Source organism: Nocardia brasiliensis NBRC 14402, assembly GCF_000308475.2.
Lineage (GTDB): Bacteria > Actinomycetota > Actinomycetes > Mycobacteriales > Mycobacteriaceae > Nocardia > Nocardia brasiliensis.
On the sequence record NZ_BAFT02000047.1, the window covers coordinates 1 to 13,649 of the forward strand.

The following is a 13,649-nucleotide window of genomic DNA, read 5'->3' on the forward strand; positions in this document are numbered from 1 at the left end:
CGGGTAGTGGACATGATCGCCGCCATCCAGGGCATCCGGCCCCCAGCACGCACCCTGCGAGGTTTGGTATGAACTTTCACCACCCCCACAGCCGCGAGTACAGCCCGCCATGGGCCACGACGAACACCTGGGACACCCCGAGCTGGTCGGTGGACGAGCTCGTCGCCGCCAAGGCGGGCCGCACCGTGTCGGTGGTGCTGCCCGCGCTGAACGAGGAGAACACCGTCGCCGACGTGGTGGCCAGCATCCGGCCGCTGCTCGGCACCCTGGTCGACGAGCTGATCGTGCTCGATTCCGGCTCCACCGACGCCACGGCCGAACGGGCCCGCGCTGCGGGCGCCGAGGTGATCACGCGGGAGCAGGCGGTGCCCGAACTCGACCCGGTACCCGGCAAGGGCGAGGTGCTGTGGCGTTCGCTGGCCGTGACCAGCGGTGACCTCATCGCCTTCGTCGACTCCGACCTCATCGACCCCGATCCGGCGTTCGTGCCCAAGCTGCTCGGCCCGCTGCTCACCGTCGACGATATGCACCTGGTCAAGGCCTACTACCGCAGGCCGCTGCGGCAGGGCGGCGCGGTGGACGCGCACGGCGGCGGCCGGGTCACCGAGCTCGTCGCCCGGCCGTTGCTCGCCGCGCTGCGGCCCGAACTCTCGCAGGTGCTGCAGCCGCTGGGCGGCGAGTACGCGGGCACCCGCGAACTGCTCACCGCCGTCCCGTTCGCGCCCGGCTACGGCGTGGAGATCGGTCTGCTGCTCGACACCTACGACCAGGTCGGCCTGTCCGCGATCGGTCAGGTCAACCTGGGGGTGCGCACGCACCGCAACCGGCCGCTGGCCGACCTGGGCGTGATGAGCAGGCAGATCCTGGGTACCGTGCTCGGCCGCAGCGGCGTCCAGGACTCCGGCGCCGCACTCACCCAGTTCCCGCTGGTCGGTGACGCCTTCACCGCGCACAGCACCGAGGTGTCGCTGGCCGACCGTCCGCCGATGAACACGCTGCGCCCCGCCTGGGCCGCAGCCTGAACCAAGCCTGATCCGCGAACCCGGGCGCCCTCGGCCGCCCGGGTTCGCTGCTGTCCGGACCACGTGGTGCCGAATTCACCGGCTGCCGAGCCGATCTGAGGCCGCGATGTGGTTCGCGAGCAGGTTTGCTGAACAGACGCTACGATGTTTGCCAGGTCTTACGTTCGCATGCTGTATTTCGAGATACGCGTCCGCCGCGCGCTCATGAGCAGGAGATACGTTTATGACTATTGGTGAGCTACCCAAGCAGGACACGCGTCAGCCGGAGTTTGCCGGTCCCGATTACACGTTGGCCACGCTGCGGGTGAACGGTCACGATTTTCCGGTGGCCCTCGAACCCCGGGTCAGCCTGCTCGACGCCCTGCGCGAATATCTGCGCCTCACCGGCACCAAGAAGGGCTGCGACCAGGGCGCCTGCGGCGCCTGCACGGTGTGGGTCGACGGGAAGCGCGAATTGTCCTGTCTCACTCTCGCATTGAGTGTGCAAGGCCGAGAGGTCACCACGATCGAGGGGGTCGCGGAGGGGGACGAGCTGCATCCGGTGCAGCGCGCGTTCATCAGCTGCGACGGCTTCCAATGCGGTTACTGCACGCCCGGTCAGATCATGTCGGCGATCAAATGCATCGAAGAGGGCCATACCGGCAGTGACGAAGAGATCGCCGAATGGATGAGCGGCAATATCTGCCGCTGCGCCGCCTATCAGAACATCCGCGACGCGATAAAGACCGCGGAGGGTGAAATGGGGCAGACCCGATGAAGCCCATCGCCTTCGCGCGCGCCGAAACCGTGGACGAGGCGCTCATCGCGGTCGCTGCCCGTCCGAACACCGTATTCCTCGCCGGCGGTACGACTCTGGTGGATATGCTGCGCATCGGCGCGATGGAGCCGGACAACGTCGTCGACATCAACCGGCTGCCGCTGACCGAGCTGGAGCACACCCCGGACGGCGGGCTGCGCATCGGCGCGATGGTCCGGATGAGCGAGGTCGCGGCCGATCCCGGTGTGCGGGAACGCTTTCCGTTCCTGTCGAGCGCGCTGTGGAAGGGTGCGTCCGCGCAGATCCGCAATATGGCGTCGATGGGCGGCAACCTGATGCAGAAGGTGCGCTGCCCGCAGTTCCGCGATATCGCCTACGCCTGCAACAAGCGCGAGCCCGGCAGCGGCTGCGGCGCCCTCGAAGGACTGCACCGCGGCAATGCCGTATTGGGCACCAGCGAGCACTGTTTCGCGATGCACCCCTCCGATATGGCGAACCCGCTCACCGCGCTCGATGCCGTGGTGCAGGTGCAAGGGCCGCGCGGCATCCGCAGCATCCCCTTCGACGACTTCTTCCTGTTGCCCGGCGCCACACCGCATCTGGAGCATCCGATCACCAGTGACGAGCTCATCATCCGGATCGACGTGCCGCCCTTGCCGTTCGCGAAGAACTCGCACTACCTGAAGGTGCGCGACCGCGAATCCTATGAGTTCGCCGCCGCTTCCGCGGCCGTGGCACTAGATCTGGCGGACGGTGTCGTGCGCGATGTCCGGATCGGCCTCGGCGGCGTGGCGACCAAACCGTGGCGGGCCAGAATGGCCGAGGATCTACTCACCGGCCAACCCGCGACGAAAGAGAACTTCGCCGCGGCGGCGGCCACCGAACTCGCGGCCGCCGACGACAGCCACCCGATGAACCGGTTCAAAATCGCACTGGCGCAACGCACCCTGGTGCGCACCCTGGAAACCGTCGCGGCGCGAGGAGAGCGGAAATGAGCGCGCCCGCCGCCGAGAAGCTGATCGGTCAGCCGCGCGACCGCATCGACGGGTACGCCAAGGTCACCGGCGCGGCGCGCTACACCGCCGAGATCCCGATGCCGAACGCCGCGTACGGCGTGCTCGTGGGCGCCGAGATCGGTAACGGCACACTGACTTCCCTCGACATCAGCCGCGCACTGCGGGCCGGCGCGGTGGCCGTGTTCACCCACGAGAACCTGCCGCGGGTCACCACGGTGCCGCTGGTGCCCTCACTGTTCGGCCATCCCGCGCCCGGACAGACCTTCTTTCCCATGCAGGACACCACGATCCACTACTTCGGCCAGCCGATCGCCGTGGTGGTGGCGGATACCTTCGAGGTCGCCCAGCAGGCCGCCCGGTTGATCGAGGCGACTTACGACGAGCAGCCCGCCCTGGTGCGTTTGGACGACGGGCGCGACGAACAGTATGTGCCGGAGAAGATCTTCGCCGGGTTCGTCCCGGCCACTCAGTCGCGCGGCGACTTCGCCGGTGCGGCCGCAGCCGCAGCGCACACCGTCGACGCCACCTTCCGGTTCGCCGCCAACCACCACAATCCGATCGAATGCTCGGTCACCGCCGCGATGTGGAACGGGGATTCGGTCACCGTCTACGACGCCACCCAGGGCATCGTGGCCAGCCAGCTGACCATCGCGGCACACCTCGGGATCTCGCCGAGCAAGGTGCGGGTGGTGACGGACTACGTCGGCGGCGGTTTCGGCGCCAAAGCGATGATGTGGCCGCACGTTACGCTCGCGCCGCTGATCGCTCGGGAGCTGGGCCGGCCGATCCGGGTGATCCTGAACCGGGAGCAGATGTTCTACGGCACCGGGTTACGGGAAGAGCAGGAGCAGCGCGTCACGCTGGTGAGCGACGCCGAAGGCCGGTTCACCGGACTGCGCCACCACAAGCTCTCCCTCACTTCGCATTTCGACGACTGGGCCGAGCCCTCGCTCGAGGTGGCGAGCAAGGCCTACGGCATCCCGCACTGGGAGGGGCAGTATCGGCTGATCAAGGCCAACATCATGACGCCCACCTTCATGCGCGGCCCCGGCGAGGCCTCGGGCATGGTCGCGCTCGAATGCGCGATCGACGAACTCGCCACCCAGCTCGGCGCCGACCCGGTGGAACTGCGCCTGCGCAATCACGCCGCGGTCGATCCGGAAAGCGGAAACCCGTGGAGCTCCGACGGTTACCTCGATTGCCTGCGGCAGGCCGCGGAGCGGTTCGGCTGGGACGGACGTCAGCAGACGCCGGGTTCGCACGTCGACGGCAACTGGCTCATCGGCTGGGGCGTCGGCACCGCGGGGTACCCGGTGTACGAACCCGGCCAGCCGCAACGCGCGCACGCGCGGTTGCGTTCGGACGGGTCGCTCGTGGTGCAGGCGGGCACCCAGGAATTCGGCACCGGTGTCGCCACGGCGATGACCCAGGTCGCCGGGGACGCGATGGGAATGCCGTTCGACCGCATCCGATTCGAGATCGGCAACACCGACTATCCGAACGTGGCGGCGACTGTCGGGTCGATCGGCGCGAGCGCGGTGAGTTCCGCGGTGCACAACACCTGCTCCGATCTGCTCCGGCAGCTCATCGACGTCGCGGTCGCCGATATCGATTCCCCGTTGCGCGGTCGCACGCCCGACGAGATCGAAGGCGTCCACGGGAGGTTGCGGCTGCGCGACGATCCGTCGGTCAGCGATTCGTACGCCGACGTCCTCGAGCGCAATCAGCTTTCGGATATCGAGACGACCGGCGGCTGGCGGCCCGCGACGACGCCCGCGCCCTACGGAAAGATGAGCTTCGGCGCGCAGTTCGCCGAGGTCGCCGTCGATCCGGAGCTGGGGTTGATCCGGGTCCGGCGCATGGTCGGCGCGTTCGCCCCGGGGCGGGTGCTCAATGTGAAGCTGGCCCGCAGTCAGGTGCTCGGCGGCATGAATTGGGGCCTGTCCCAAGCACTCATGGAGGGCAGCGTGCCCGATATCCGGGACGGCCGGTGGGCCAACGCCTCCCTGCTGGAATACCTGCTGCCGGTGAACGCCGACGCCCCCGCCGTCGACATCTCGTTCGTAGAGGTCGACGACTCGGTGGTGAACCCTTTGGGCGTCAAGGGCATCGGCGAACTCGGCATGATCGGTGCCGCCGCAGCCATCGTCAACGCCGTACATCACGCCACCGGAAAACGCCTGCGCGACATCCCATTGCGCATCGAACACCTGCTCTGAGCACAGCCGACGCGGATCGAGCACCGGCACTTCGGGTTTCGTCCGGGTGCGGTGGATGATCCGTCGTGCTCGTGTGCGCCAGGACGGGCGGGGCTGAGTGTGGTGGGCGCGCGGCGCGGCTGAGTGTGGTGGGTGCTCGACACGGCAAGGTTCGGCGGGCAGTAGACGGCCGCGCCGGATCTCGGACGCCGAGGGCATGCGCGGTGCGGCCGGGGTCAGCGGTGGATGGGGCCGTCGAGGCGGTCGAGGGGGCGGGCTGAGGCGGCGCTGCGTTCGGCGAGGATCTGGGCGGCGATGGAGATCGCGGTCTCGTCGGGGGTGCGGGCGTTGAGGTCGAGGCCGAGCGGGCTCTTCAGGCGGGCCAGGCGGCTCTCGGTGACTCCCGCCGCGCGTAGGCGCTCGGTGCGTTCGGCATGGGTGCGCCGGGAACCGAGGGCGCCGACGAAACCGAGGTCGTCGAGGTCCAGTGCGGCCGCGATGGTCGGTACGTCGAACTTGGTGTCGTGGGTGAGCACGCAGACCACGGTGCGGCCGTCGACCCGCCCGGCCTCGTGCTCGGCGCGCAGATAGCGGTGCGGCCAGTCGACGACGACCTCGTGCGCGGCCGGGAATCGGGCTGCGGTGGCGAAGGTTTCACGCGCGTCCACGACGGTGACCCGATAGCCGAGCTGTCGGCCGGTACGGCTGAGCGCCCGGACGAAATCGTTGGCACCGGCCAGGATCATCCGGGCGGGCGCGGCGAAGACCTGGACGAACACCCGTGGCCGCGGCGAGCTGTGCACCTCGCATTCGTCCGCACCCACCAACCCGCTGCGGCCCGCGTCGAGCAGCGCGCGAGCGTCCCGGTCCACCCCGTGCCACGGTTCGGCGCTGTCCGAGTACACCAGGTGCCACGCACCGGCCGCGTCCATCCGGGTGGCCAGCGCGACCGGCGTGCCCGACTCGAGGTCCTGTCGCAGCCGGGTGAGGATCGGGATCAGGTCGCGACCGACCGGCTCGACGAACACCTCGATCTCGCCCCCGCAGGTCAAGCCGACCGCGAGGCCGTCACCGTCGGCATAGCCGAACCGGTCGGTCACCGGTTGACCGGTGTCGAGCACCTGCCGCGCGGACTCGACGACGGCCGCCTCCACGCAACCACCCGAGACGGACCCGAGAACCGCGCCGGCGTCGGTGACGATCATCGCGGCGCCCAGCTCACGCGGTCCGGGACCGGTGGTATCGACCACCCGGGCCAGCGCCACCGGACCTTGCGCCAGCGAAGCGATGAGTTGCTCGAGCATTGCGCGCATCGGCACGTACCTCCCTCGAGCTGAGCGACGGCAGTGTTGCCGCCGTACTACTCAGGGTAGCTATCCGGAAGCTATGTGACCGCTTACGCGGTTCGCCCTGCGGTTTGCGCTGCGCTGGGGCATCGGCGGGCACCGCGGCGTGGTCAGGAGGATTCTTGCAACGCCTCGGGGACCGGCAACTCGACGAGTCGTTCCTCGGCCTCCGGCGCGCTCGGCGAGTTCTCCTCGGCGAGTCGCGCCTGCAGGGCGGCGACGGTGAGCTGGCCGTACGGTGCGGTAGGTCTGCGCAGGACGGTCACGACAAGGACGAGCAGGCCGAACACCAGTACGGTGCCGCCGACGATGATGAGCGGGTTCATCACTGCCTCCTCGGGTGACGCGTCAGTCGGTCGTTTCGCGGAGCACCAGATCGGTCGGGACCGTGCCGGTGCGGAAATAGTTCGCGAAGATCGCGGCGGTTTCCTCGGCCGTCCACACTTCGTCCGGGTAGATCCACGGTGCGGGCACACTGTCGGGCACCTGGACGCAGATGCCGGGCTCGCCGTCTCGGCTGCCCGCCCGGCCGACGGTGAACCGCCGGGTGACGGCATCGACGGTGTGGCAGAGCTCGACGACCACCGCATCGGCGGAGCCGGTGCACAACAGGTAGTTCGCGCCCGGCGCGGCGCTGATCGCCGGGCTGATCTCGGTGGAGCGCATAGCGTCGGGCAGTCGGGTCAGCTGCACCGAGTAGCGGTGGTGACCGTCGAGCCTGCGGAGCGGGCGCAGGTAACTTTCGATCGTTTCGCCCGCGCCGACGAACAGTTTCAGCCGATCGCTGTAGGTGACCCGATGGGTGGTGATGGTCGGTTCGGTCGCATCGACGGCGGCCGGACTCGTCGGTGCCTGCGGATCGCGCCGCACCGTGCGGACCGTCGGCGCGGAACTGGCTGCAAACGAACCTGGAACACTCATCGGAACTTCACCTATCAACGCTTAGTTATCTTCTAGCTATTCAACCATCGCATCGAGAATTCCCGAATGGAAGAGCGGCGTGACCTGTGCCACATCTGCGGGCGCTCAGGTATCAGGCCACGGCCCCGCAAGGCGCCGGACGGGTCGCGGTCAGCGGCGCAGACCCGGTGCGGGCAAACGGGTTTCGGGGTCGTGGCGGTAGACCGGCGTGAGTAGTTCGGCCTCCAGCGGCTCACCGGTCGCGCGGTCGAACCGGCACGCGACGAGCACCGAGAACAAATGGGTCGCGGCGCGTTCGTGCAGCGTGGCCAATCGGGTGGCGAGCAAACGGATGGCACCGAGGGAACCCGGCGGGTGCATGCCGTCGATCATCAGCACCGTGCCGCGCCCGTCCGGCCGCGGCAATCGGGCCAGATACGCGATGTCGTGAGGGTCGGGACCGCCGGGCCGATAGACCCGCCGGGCCGCGCGGTCCTCGATCCCGCGCCGCGCGTCGCCCGCGCGGGCCACGGCCCGGCGCAACCGCGGGTCCGCCGCGATGAGCTGGCGCAGGCTGGGGGACAGCTCGGGGCCGCCGAGCACGATCAGGCCATCGCGACTCAGGTCGACCGGCCTGCCCGGCAGGAAGTGTTCGATCGAAGCGGTGAAACCGAGTTCGCGGAGCAGCTCGACCAGCCGGTGCGGCGCCGCCGGATCGGGCGCGCCGATCACCCGGCCCGCCCGCACCTCCGGCACCAGTACGGTCAGCGTCCCGTGCCCGAAGAACAACCCTTCCGGTGCGGGCCCCTGGGTGCTGACCTGATGGATTCGCGCGCGGGAAAGCCCGGCTGCCGCACCGATTCTCGCGAACGTCCAGCCTTCGGCGTGGAGTTCCCGGATCACCGCACGGCGAATCCTGGTGAGTTCGTTGATCGTCTGCTGGGCCGCCGCCACCCCATCGGTGGCCGCCTTCAAACGCTCGACCTTGTCTTCGATCGCGAAAACTCGCGCCACGTCATCGGCCGACATGTGCGAAGTCTAGACAGCTGGACACGCCAAGGTGTTTAGCTTTCTTGACACTGAGCCCTACTCGTGACTCGTATGGGCCAGTTCGATGATCTTGTGAGAGTTCAGGTGGCGTCGGTATCGATCGGCGGACGCTCGTTGCGCTCCAACGGTTTTTCCAGCTTGGGCATCGGATAGTCCGGCATCGCGCCGCCGGTGCCGTAGATGTCCTTCTTGTCGGGCAGCGCGCTCTCCAGATTCTTCAGGATCGAATCGTCGCCGTTGAGAAGGTGTTTGGTGACCATCGAGCGCGGAGTCATACCGCGCAGTTCGTTCAGGTCGGCCAGCGGCTTGCGCAGGTCCTCGAATTCCGGGCCGAGTTCGTCCTTCAGCTGCGCGGTGGCGCCGCTGGCGTAGTCGCGCACCTGGCGCAGGCTGCGCGTGGTCCAGCGAACCGCGCCGGGCAGTCGCTCCGGTCCGAGGATCACGAGGGCGGCGACGAGCAAGATCATCATCTCGCTCCAGCCGATGTTGCTGAACACGGTTCCAGGCTACCCGGCCATCCCACCAGCGGCTCAGTTGGATTCACAGCTGGGGAACCCCGCGGATCCGGCCGCCGCGATGCCAACGAACCGTGCAGCCGCCGTGGAGACGACTGGCCGCCCGATGCCCGGAACGACTACGCGTCGATCAACGCCCGCGCGCCGTGGTCGCGGCCGCCGGAGTGGTGAGAGCTATCTCACAGGGCCGTGGGTGAACTGGGGAGACCCCTGCGGCGGACGCCATGCGGTACTGGAAGATTCACAGTTCCGTGGGGCGGGTCGGCACCATGTTGTCAGTCCGACTGCAAGGTGACCGGCACGTCGACCCGCCTGCCGTCGCGGATCAGCTGGACGGTCACGGTGTCGCCGATCTTGTTCAGTTGCACGGCGAGAACCAGCTCGTCACGCGAGGTCACCTCGCGATCGCCGACCTTGACGATGACATCGCCCTCGACGATGCCGGCCTTGGCCGCCGGGCTGCCGGGCGTGACATCGGCGACCCGGGCGCCGGACATCACCTCGTTGGCCACGTTCTTGGTCTGCGCGCTGACGCCGAGCTGGGCGTGATGCATGACGCCGTCGCGGATCAGGGTCTGCGCCACGTTGGTCACCTGATCGATCGGGATGGCGAAACCGAGGCCGACCGAGCCGCCGGATTCACTGCGGATCGCGGTGTTGATGCCGACCAGCCGGCCCTCCATGTCGACCAGTGCGCCACCGGAGTTGCCGGGGTTGATCGAGGCGTCGGTCTGCACCGCGTCGATCACGGCCTTGGTATCGCTGCCCTCGCCCTCGAGGGCGACGGGGCGGTGCAGCGCGCTGACGATGCCGGAGGTGACCGTCTTGCTCAGCCCGAGCGGCGAGCCGATGGCGAGCACCTCGTCGCCGACCTGGATGTTGTCGGACTTGCCGAGCTTGGCCACGGTGAGGTTCTTGACGTCGACCTTGAGCACCGCGAGATCGGTCTTCGGATCCCGGCCCACGATCTGCGCGGGCACCTTCGTGCCGTCGGAGAAGGTGACCTGGATGGTGGCCCGGTTGGTCTTGTCCTGGGCGGCCATCGACACCACGTGGTTGTTGGTGGTGATGAAACCCTGGCCGTCGATCACCACGCCGGAACCGGTCGCGCCGTTGTCGCCGACGGTGACCCGGATGGACACCACCGCCGGCAGCACCGCGTTGGCCACTTTGGCGATCTGGCTGTGCGGCTGCTCGGTGTCGGCGCTCTGCTCCAGCGTGACCTTGCGCGAGGTGAGCGTCGAAGCCTGCTCGGCGGTCAGCCTGCCGACGAGGCCGCCGAGCACACCGACCGCGAGCGCGAGGACGGCGAGCAGAGCCAGCGCCTTGGGCGCGACCCGGGAGCCGAAAAGCACCTCGCGGGCGCTCAGGCGCCGCGCCTCCGGCAGGGGTTCGGCGGTGGGGGTAGGCACTGCGGGAGCGCCCAGTCGGGCGGCAGCGGCGGGATCACGCCACGGATCGACCGGGCCCGCGACGGTCGCGGTGCCCTCGGCCGCGTCGGGGTCGCGCTGCAACAGTTCGGTCGAGCCTTCCGGGCGGCCGAAAGCCTCGGCCAGCACCGCGTCCGGCGGACGGTTCTGCAGATCCGCGCCCGCGACCGGCGCGGCGCCCCGGGGCAGCGGTTCGGCGAACGAACCCGACTGCCCGGACGGCCTGCGGAAGGCGCGGGCGGTATGCGTGTCGACATGCGGGCGATAAACCGGGCGCGGACCGAGTACGGGCGCGTCCGGCGGCCGCAGGTTACCCCTGGGCGCCGAATCCGATTGCCTGCCCTGGACGCGATCCGGGGTCTCGGGCGATCCGGTATTCGTCGATTCCGTCGTCACGGCCCAAACTCTACTTGCGCCACCAGGTTGTCCACCGGGTCGCGGTGAACGAATCGGTCAGGAATCCGAAAACTGCCTCGTTACGCGGAGTCGCGTGGGAACCGTTGGTGGATTGATTCGTCGCGCCGCCCGGCAATTCGGCCAGCGGAATACGGTTCAGGCTGTCGTGCAAGCCGGTCGGCAACTGGATGGGGCCGGACTGACGCAGCGCGATCCGGGCCTGCTGCTGCGCGTCGACCTCGGCCGCGCACTCCGGGCACTGGGAAAGATGTTGGGCGGCACGCAGATAGGCATTCATCCGCAACTCGCCGTCCACATAGGCCGCGATCGCCTCGCTGGCCAGATGCTCGGTGGGACGGAATCGAGGCGGACGACGACCGGGCGTACTGGAGTCGCCACTCATTCGGTGTTCACCCTTCCAACCGACATCATCCGATCCGTAGGGCGATGCCGGCGTTGTCCGGCTCACCCGATATTCGCTTCAGCGGCGAACCGCTGCTCACTTCCATTATGCGCAAGGTGGTCACGCAATGCCTGCCGCCCACGATGAATCCGGCTGCGCACGGTGCCGAGTTTCACCCCGAGCGTAGCGCCGATCTCCTCGTAGGACAGCCCTTCGATGTCACACAGCACCACCGCGGCGCGGAATTCCGGGGCCAGCGAATCCAGCGCGGATTGCAGGTCTGGATCGAGCCGAGCGTCGTGGTAGGCCTGTTCCGGGTCGGGACCTTCGGAAGGCACCCGATCGTAATCTTCGGGCAGTGCTTCCATCCGGATGCGATTGCGGCGCCGGACCATGTCCAGGAACAGGTTCGTGGTGATGCGGTGCAGCCAGCCCTCGAAGGTGCCCGGCTGGTAGTTGGACAACGAGCGGAACACCCGGATGAACGTTTCCTGGGTGAGATCCTCGGCGTCCTGCGCGTCGCCGGAAAGACGGTAGGCCAGGCGATAGACCCGGTCGGCGTGTTCGCGGACCAGATCGTCCCAGGACGGCATCGCCGACCGGTCGCCGGTGGCATCGAAAGCAGCGGTACCGGTCAGGTCGGCAGCCTCGGCGGCGTCGGACTCGATCGGCAGGATCTGCTCGGGCAGGGTGGCGTACTCACGCGCCGCATCGACCATGTGGATGGGGCTACCTCCTACTAGGGACCGGTAAACTCGGAACCACGCTCCGATCCGAAATCTCTTTCGGACCTGGAACCGTTACGTACGGATACAACCGACAACCTGTCTGTCGTTGTTCCCGCGTCCCGCGTCGATCCGGTCGGTGGTCTTGCGTTGGCCCCTACTCTTTCCTGTCCTGATATGGCCTGTGTATGGAGATGCTGAGGGCTGGCTGAGAAAAATCGTCCCGCAGATTGCTCGGCGGGGCGTGTTGTTCGGAACGCGGATAACCGGCGGCCAGCACTAACCTCATAGGCGTGGCATCGAATTTGGAGCGAAATCTCGCCTACGTGGAGGAATCCGTCGTGGAAGACGAGATCCTCGTCAGCGCGCGTGAACGGGCCACCGAGCTCGGAGCGGTACCGGTGCCGCCCTCGGTCGGCGCGCTGCTCAGCATGTACGCCCAGCTGCTCGGGGCCAAGGCGGTGGTCGAGGTGGGCACCGGGGCGGGCATCAGCGGTCTGTGGCTGCTCGACGGCATGCGCGAGGACGGCACGCTGACCACCATCGACTCCGAGCCGGAGCATCAGCGTGCCGCCAAGGAGGCCTTCCGCGCCGCGGAGATCCCGCCCGCGCGCACCCGGTTGATCAACGGTCGCGCGCTCGACGTGCTGCCCCGGCTCGCCGACGGCGCCTACGATCTGGTGTTCATCGACGCCGCGCCGCTCGAGCATCCGCAGTACGTCGGTCAGGCGGTGCGACTGTTGCGCGAAGGGGGTGCCATCCTGCTGCACAACGCGTTGCTCGGCGGCCGGGTACCCGATGCGGCACAGCGTGATCCGGCCACCCAGGCGGTGCGCGCCGCGACCCGGGCGATCGCCGAGGATCCGGAACTCACCAGCGTGCTGATCCCGGTCGGCGACGGATTGCTCTGCGCCTCACGGGGTTAGCATTCGCGCAAAGCCGTCCAGGTGCCGCGCACTTCGTGACAGTTGCTGTGTGACTGCGTGATTCGCACTTGCTGATTCCACCGCTCGGCGCTGGGTATACCCCGATCAGCCTGGCGGCGGAGGTAAAGCAATGCGTGGGTACGAATATTTCGAAATCGGCCATGTCGGCCATGTGGTGACCGAACACCGCTCCAGTTGGCTGCGGCCGACACTACTGATTTTCGGCTTCGTCATAGTGGCCGCGATCCTCGTGATGGTGGTCGTGAGTAATACCGATTTCGATACCGGCCCGACGAAAGTGACGCCACCGCCCGGGCCGTGCGAGCCGTTCTGTACGGCGCCTGCCGCGCCGCCGGTCCGATAGTTCCGCGCTCCGGTCCGCGCGCGCCGCGGCGCCGCGCGACCCGATGCTGAATTCGGTTGTCGCACTGGGTATTGCCTGACCTGCTGTGGCGTGGATCACCAGTCCTGAAGTCCGGTCCCCGATGTACGATGTCCGGTTCGCCTTCGGGTGTTCGTGTGCGAGCAGGGAGGCCGCACACGGACGCGCCCCGTCGGCGTTCGGCACCCGTCGGTGACCGACCCGGGAGGGGTGGGCCGGTCACCGACCGCGTCGCCGTCGCAGGTGCGCGAAACGGCAGCGCCACGGCGATCCGAGGCGCATGCTGCTCACAGCACGAACCGGTACCGCACCGGTACCGCCTGTTCCGGGCCTGCGGAAGAGGTGCGACCCGAGTGATCTACTACTTCTTGAACAACAACAACGAGGACAACGATCGCCGCCCGATCCACTGGGGCGGCGCGACGATCGCCTTCGCCCTGGTCCTGCTCGGCGCGATCCTGATCGTTTATCTGGTCAGCACCGCAGACTTCGGTGACTCGTCCAGGAGCACCGTCCCCCGCACCCCCGGCTCCTGCGCCCCCTTCTGCACCGCCACCCCCGTCCCACAGTGAGCACCGGCTGA

Annotated in this window: 15 protein-coding genes; 7 read left to right on the forward strand and 8 right to left on the reverse strand. The window is 68.2% G+C overall.

What is annotated here, in order from left to right; all coding sequences use genetic code 11:
- Nucleotides 1-68: 68 nt before the first annotated feature.
- The 4 genes from TY25_RS15110 (at nt 69) to TY25_RS15125 (ending at nt 5,014) form a co-directional block, all read left to right on the forward strand.
- A complete protein-coding gene (locus tag TY25_RS15110; RefSeq protein WP_042256764.1) occupies nt 69-1,022 on the forward strand; it encodes a glucosyl-3-phosphoglycerate synthase in 954 nt (317 codons plus the stop codon).
- 223 nt (nt 1,023-1,245) lie between these two features.
- Nucleotides 1,246-1,779 (forward strand): (2Fe-2S)-binding protein, encoded by a 534-nt coding sequence (locus TY25_RS15115; protein ID WP_370466188.1) that lies wholly within the window; start codon nt 1,246-1,248, stop codon nt 1,777-1,779.
- A complete protein-coding gene (locus TY25_RS15120; RefSeq protein ID WP_042256768.1) occupies nt 1,776-2,774 on the forward strand; it encodes an FAD binding domain-containing protein in 999 nt (332 codons plus the stop codon). The genes TY25_RS15115 and TY25_RS15120 overlap by 4 nt, the downstream gene beginning before the upstream one ends.
- The gene (locus tag TY25_RS15125) at nt 2,771-5,014 is read left to right on the forward strand and encodes a xanthine dehydrogenase family protein molybdopterin-binding subunit (RefSeq protein WP_042256769.1); all 2,244 of its coding nucleotides are present in this window, start codon (nt 2,771-2,773) and stop codon (nt 5,012-5,014) included. Before TY25_RS15120 ends, TY25_RS15125 begins: the two co-directional genes overlap by 4 nt.
- 215 nt (nt 5,015-5,229) lie before the next feature.
- On the opposite strand, the gene TY25_RS15130 is transcribed toward TY25_RS15125, so the two are convergent.
- From TY25_RS15130 to sigE, 8 genes are all read right to left on the reverse strand, one after another.
- The gene (locus TY25_RS15130) at nt 5,230-6,306 is read right to left on the reverse strand and encodes an XdhC family protein (RefSeq protein ID WP_042256770.1); all 1,077 of its coding nucleotides are present in this window, start codon (nt 6,304-6,306) and stop codon (nt 5,230-5,232) included.
- A gap of 143 nt (nt 6,307-6,449) precedes the next feature.
- The gene (locus TY25_RS15135) at nt 6,450-6,665 is read right to left on the reverse strand and encodes a hypothetical protein (RefSeq protein WP_042256773.1); all 216 of its coding nucleotides are present in this window, start codon (nt 6,663-6,665) and stop codon (nt 6,450-6,452) included.
- Nucleotides 6,666-6,687: 22 nt separating this feature from the next.
- Nucleotides 6,688-7,260, reverse strand: a complete 573-nt coding sequence (locus TY25_RS15140; protein WP_146154143.1) for a hypothetical protein — start codon at nt 7,258-7,260, stop codon at nt 6,688-6,690.
- Between the two features lie 150 nt (nt 7,261-7,410).
- Complete coding sequence (locus tag TY25_RS15145) at nt 7,411-8,268, reverse strand: hypothetical protein (RefSeq protein ID WP_014987956.1); 858 nt, start codon at nt 8,266-8,268, stop codon at nt 7,411-7,413.
- A gap of 101 nt (nt 8,269-8,369) precedes the next feature.
- Nucleotides 8,370-8,786: a Sec-independent protein translocase protein TatB gene (gene tatB, locus TY25_RS15150; protein WP_014987955.1), complete on the reverse strand. Its 417-nt coding sequence runs from the start codon at nt 8,784-8,786 to the stop codon at nt 8,370-8,372.
- A 293-nt stretch (nt 8,787-9,079) separates the two neighbouring features.
- Nucleotides 9,080-10,630: a S1C family serine protease gene (locus TY25_RS15155; protein ID WP_081868885.1), complete on the reverse strand. Its 1,551-nt coding sequence runs from the start codon at nt 10,628-10,630 to the stop codon at nt 9,080-9,082.
- Nucleotides 10,631-10,640: 10 nt separating this feature from the next.
- On the reverse strand, nt 10,641-11,033 hold the full coding sequence (locus tag TY25_RS15160; protein ID WP_042256775.1) for a zf-HC2 domain-containing protein: 393 nt from the start codon (nt 11,031-11,033) through the stop codon (nt 10,641-10,643).
- Between the two features lie 62 nt (nt 11,034-11,095).
- On the reverse strand, nt 11,096-11,752 hold the full coding sequence (sigE, locus tag TY25_RS15165; RefSeq protein ID WP_014987952.1) for an RNA polymerase sigma factor SigE: 657 nt from the start codon (nt 11,750-11,752) through the stop codon (nt 11,096-11,098).
- 299 nt (nt 11,753-12,051) lie between these two features.
- Here sigE and TY25_RS15170 point away from each other — a divergent pair, with 299 nt between their 5' ends.
- The 3 genes from TY25_RS15170 (at nt 12,052) to TY25_RS15180 (ending at nt 13,638) form a co-directional block, all read left to right on the forward strand.
- A complete protein-coding gene (locus TY25_RS15170) occupies nt 12,052-12,684 on the forward strand; it encodes an O-methyltransferase (RefSeq protein ID WP_370466187.1) in 633 nt (210 codons plus the stop codon).
- Between the two features lie 130 nt (nt 12,685-12,814).
- Nucleotides 12,815-13,048 (forward strand): hypothetical protein, encoded by a 234-nt coding sequence (locus tag TY25_RS15175; RefSeq protein WP_042256777.1) that lies wholly within the window; start codon nt 12,815-12,817, stop codon nt 13,046-13,048.
- A gap of 371 nt (nt 13,049-13,419) precedes the next feature.
- The gene (locus tag TY25_RS15180) at nt 13,420-13,638 is read left to right on the forward strand and encodes a hypothetical protein (RefSeq protein WP_042256778.1); all 219 of its coding nucleotides are present in this window, start codon (nt 13,420-13,422) and stop codon (nt 13,636-13,638) included.
- Nucleotides 13,639-13,649 lie beyond the last annotated feature (11 nt).

Coding starts and splice junctions, on each gene's coding strand:
- sigE (WP_014987952.1), bottom strand. CDS start 11,752: ATGGTCGATGCGGCGCGTGAGTACGCCACCCTGCCCGAGCAGATCCTG.
- TY25_RS15120 (WP_042256768.1), top strand. CDS start 1,776: ATGAAGCCCATCGCCTTCGCGCGCGCCGAAACCGTGGACGAGGCGCTC.
- TY25_RS15140 (WP_146154143.1), bottom strand. CDS start 7,260: ATGAGTGTTCCAGGTTCGTTTGCAGCCAGTTCCGCGCCGACGGTCCGC.
- TY25_RS15160 (WP_042256775.1), bottom strand. CDS start 11,033: ATGAGTGGCGACTCCAGTACGCCCGGTCGTCGTCCGCCTCGATTCCGT.
- TY25_RS15110 (WP_042256764.1), top strand. CDS start 69: ATGAACTTTCACCACCCCCACAGCCGCGAGTACAGCCCGCCATGGGCC.
- TY25_RS15125 (WP_042256769.1), top strand. CDS start 2,771: ATGAGCGCGCCCGCCGCCGAGAAGCTGATCGGTCAGCCGCGCGACCGC.
- TY25_RS15115 (WP_370466188.1), top strand. CDS start 1,246: ATGACTATTGGTGAGCTACCCAAGCAGGACACGCGTCAGCCGGAGTTT.
- TY25_RS15145 (WP_014987956.1), bottom strand. CDS start 8,268: ATGTCGGCCGATGACGTGGCGCGAGTTTTCGCGATCGAAGACAAGGTC.
- TY25_RS15130 (WP_042256770.1), bottom strand. CDS start 6,306: ATGCGCGCAATGCTCGAGCAACTCATCGCTTCGCTGGCGCAAGGTCCG.
- TY25_RS15175 (WP_042256777.1), top strand. CDS start 12,815: ATGCGTGGGTACGAATATTTCGAAATCGGCCATGTCGGCCATGTGGTG.
- TY25_RS15135 (WP_042256773.1), bottom strand. CDS start 6,665: ATGAACCCGCTCATCATCGTCGGCGGCACCGTACTGGTGTTCGGCCTG.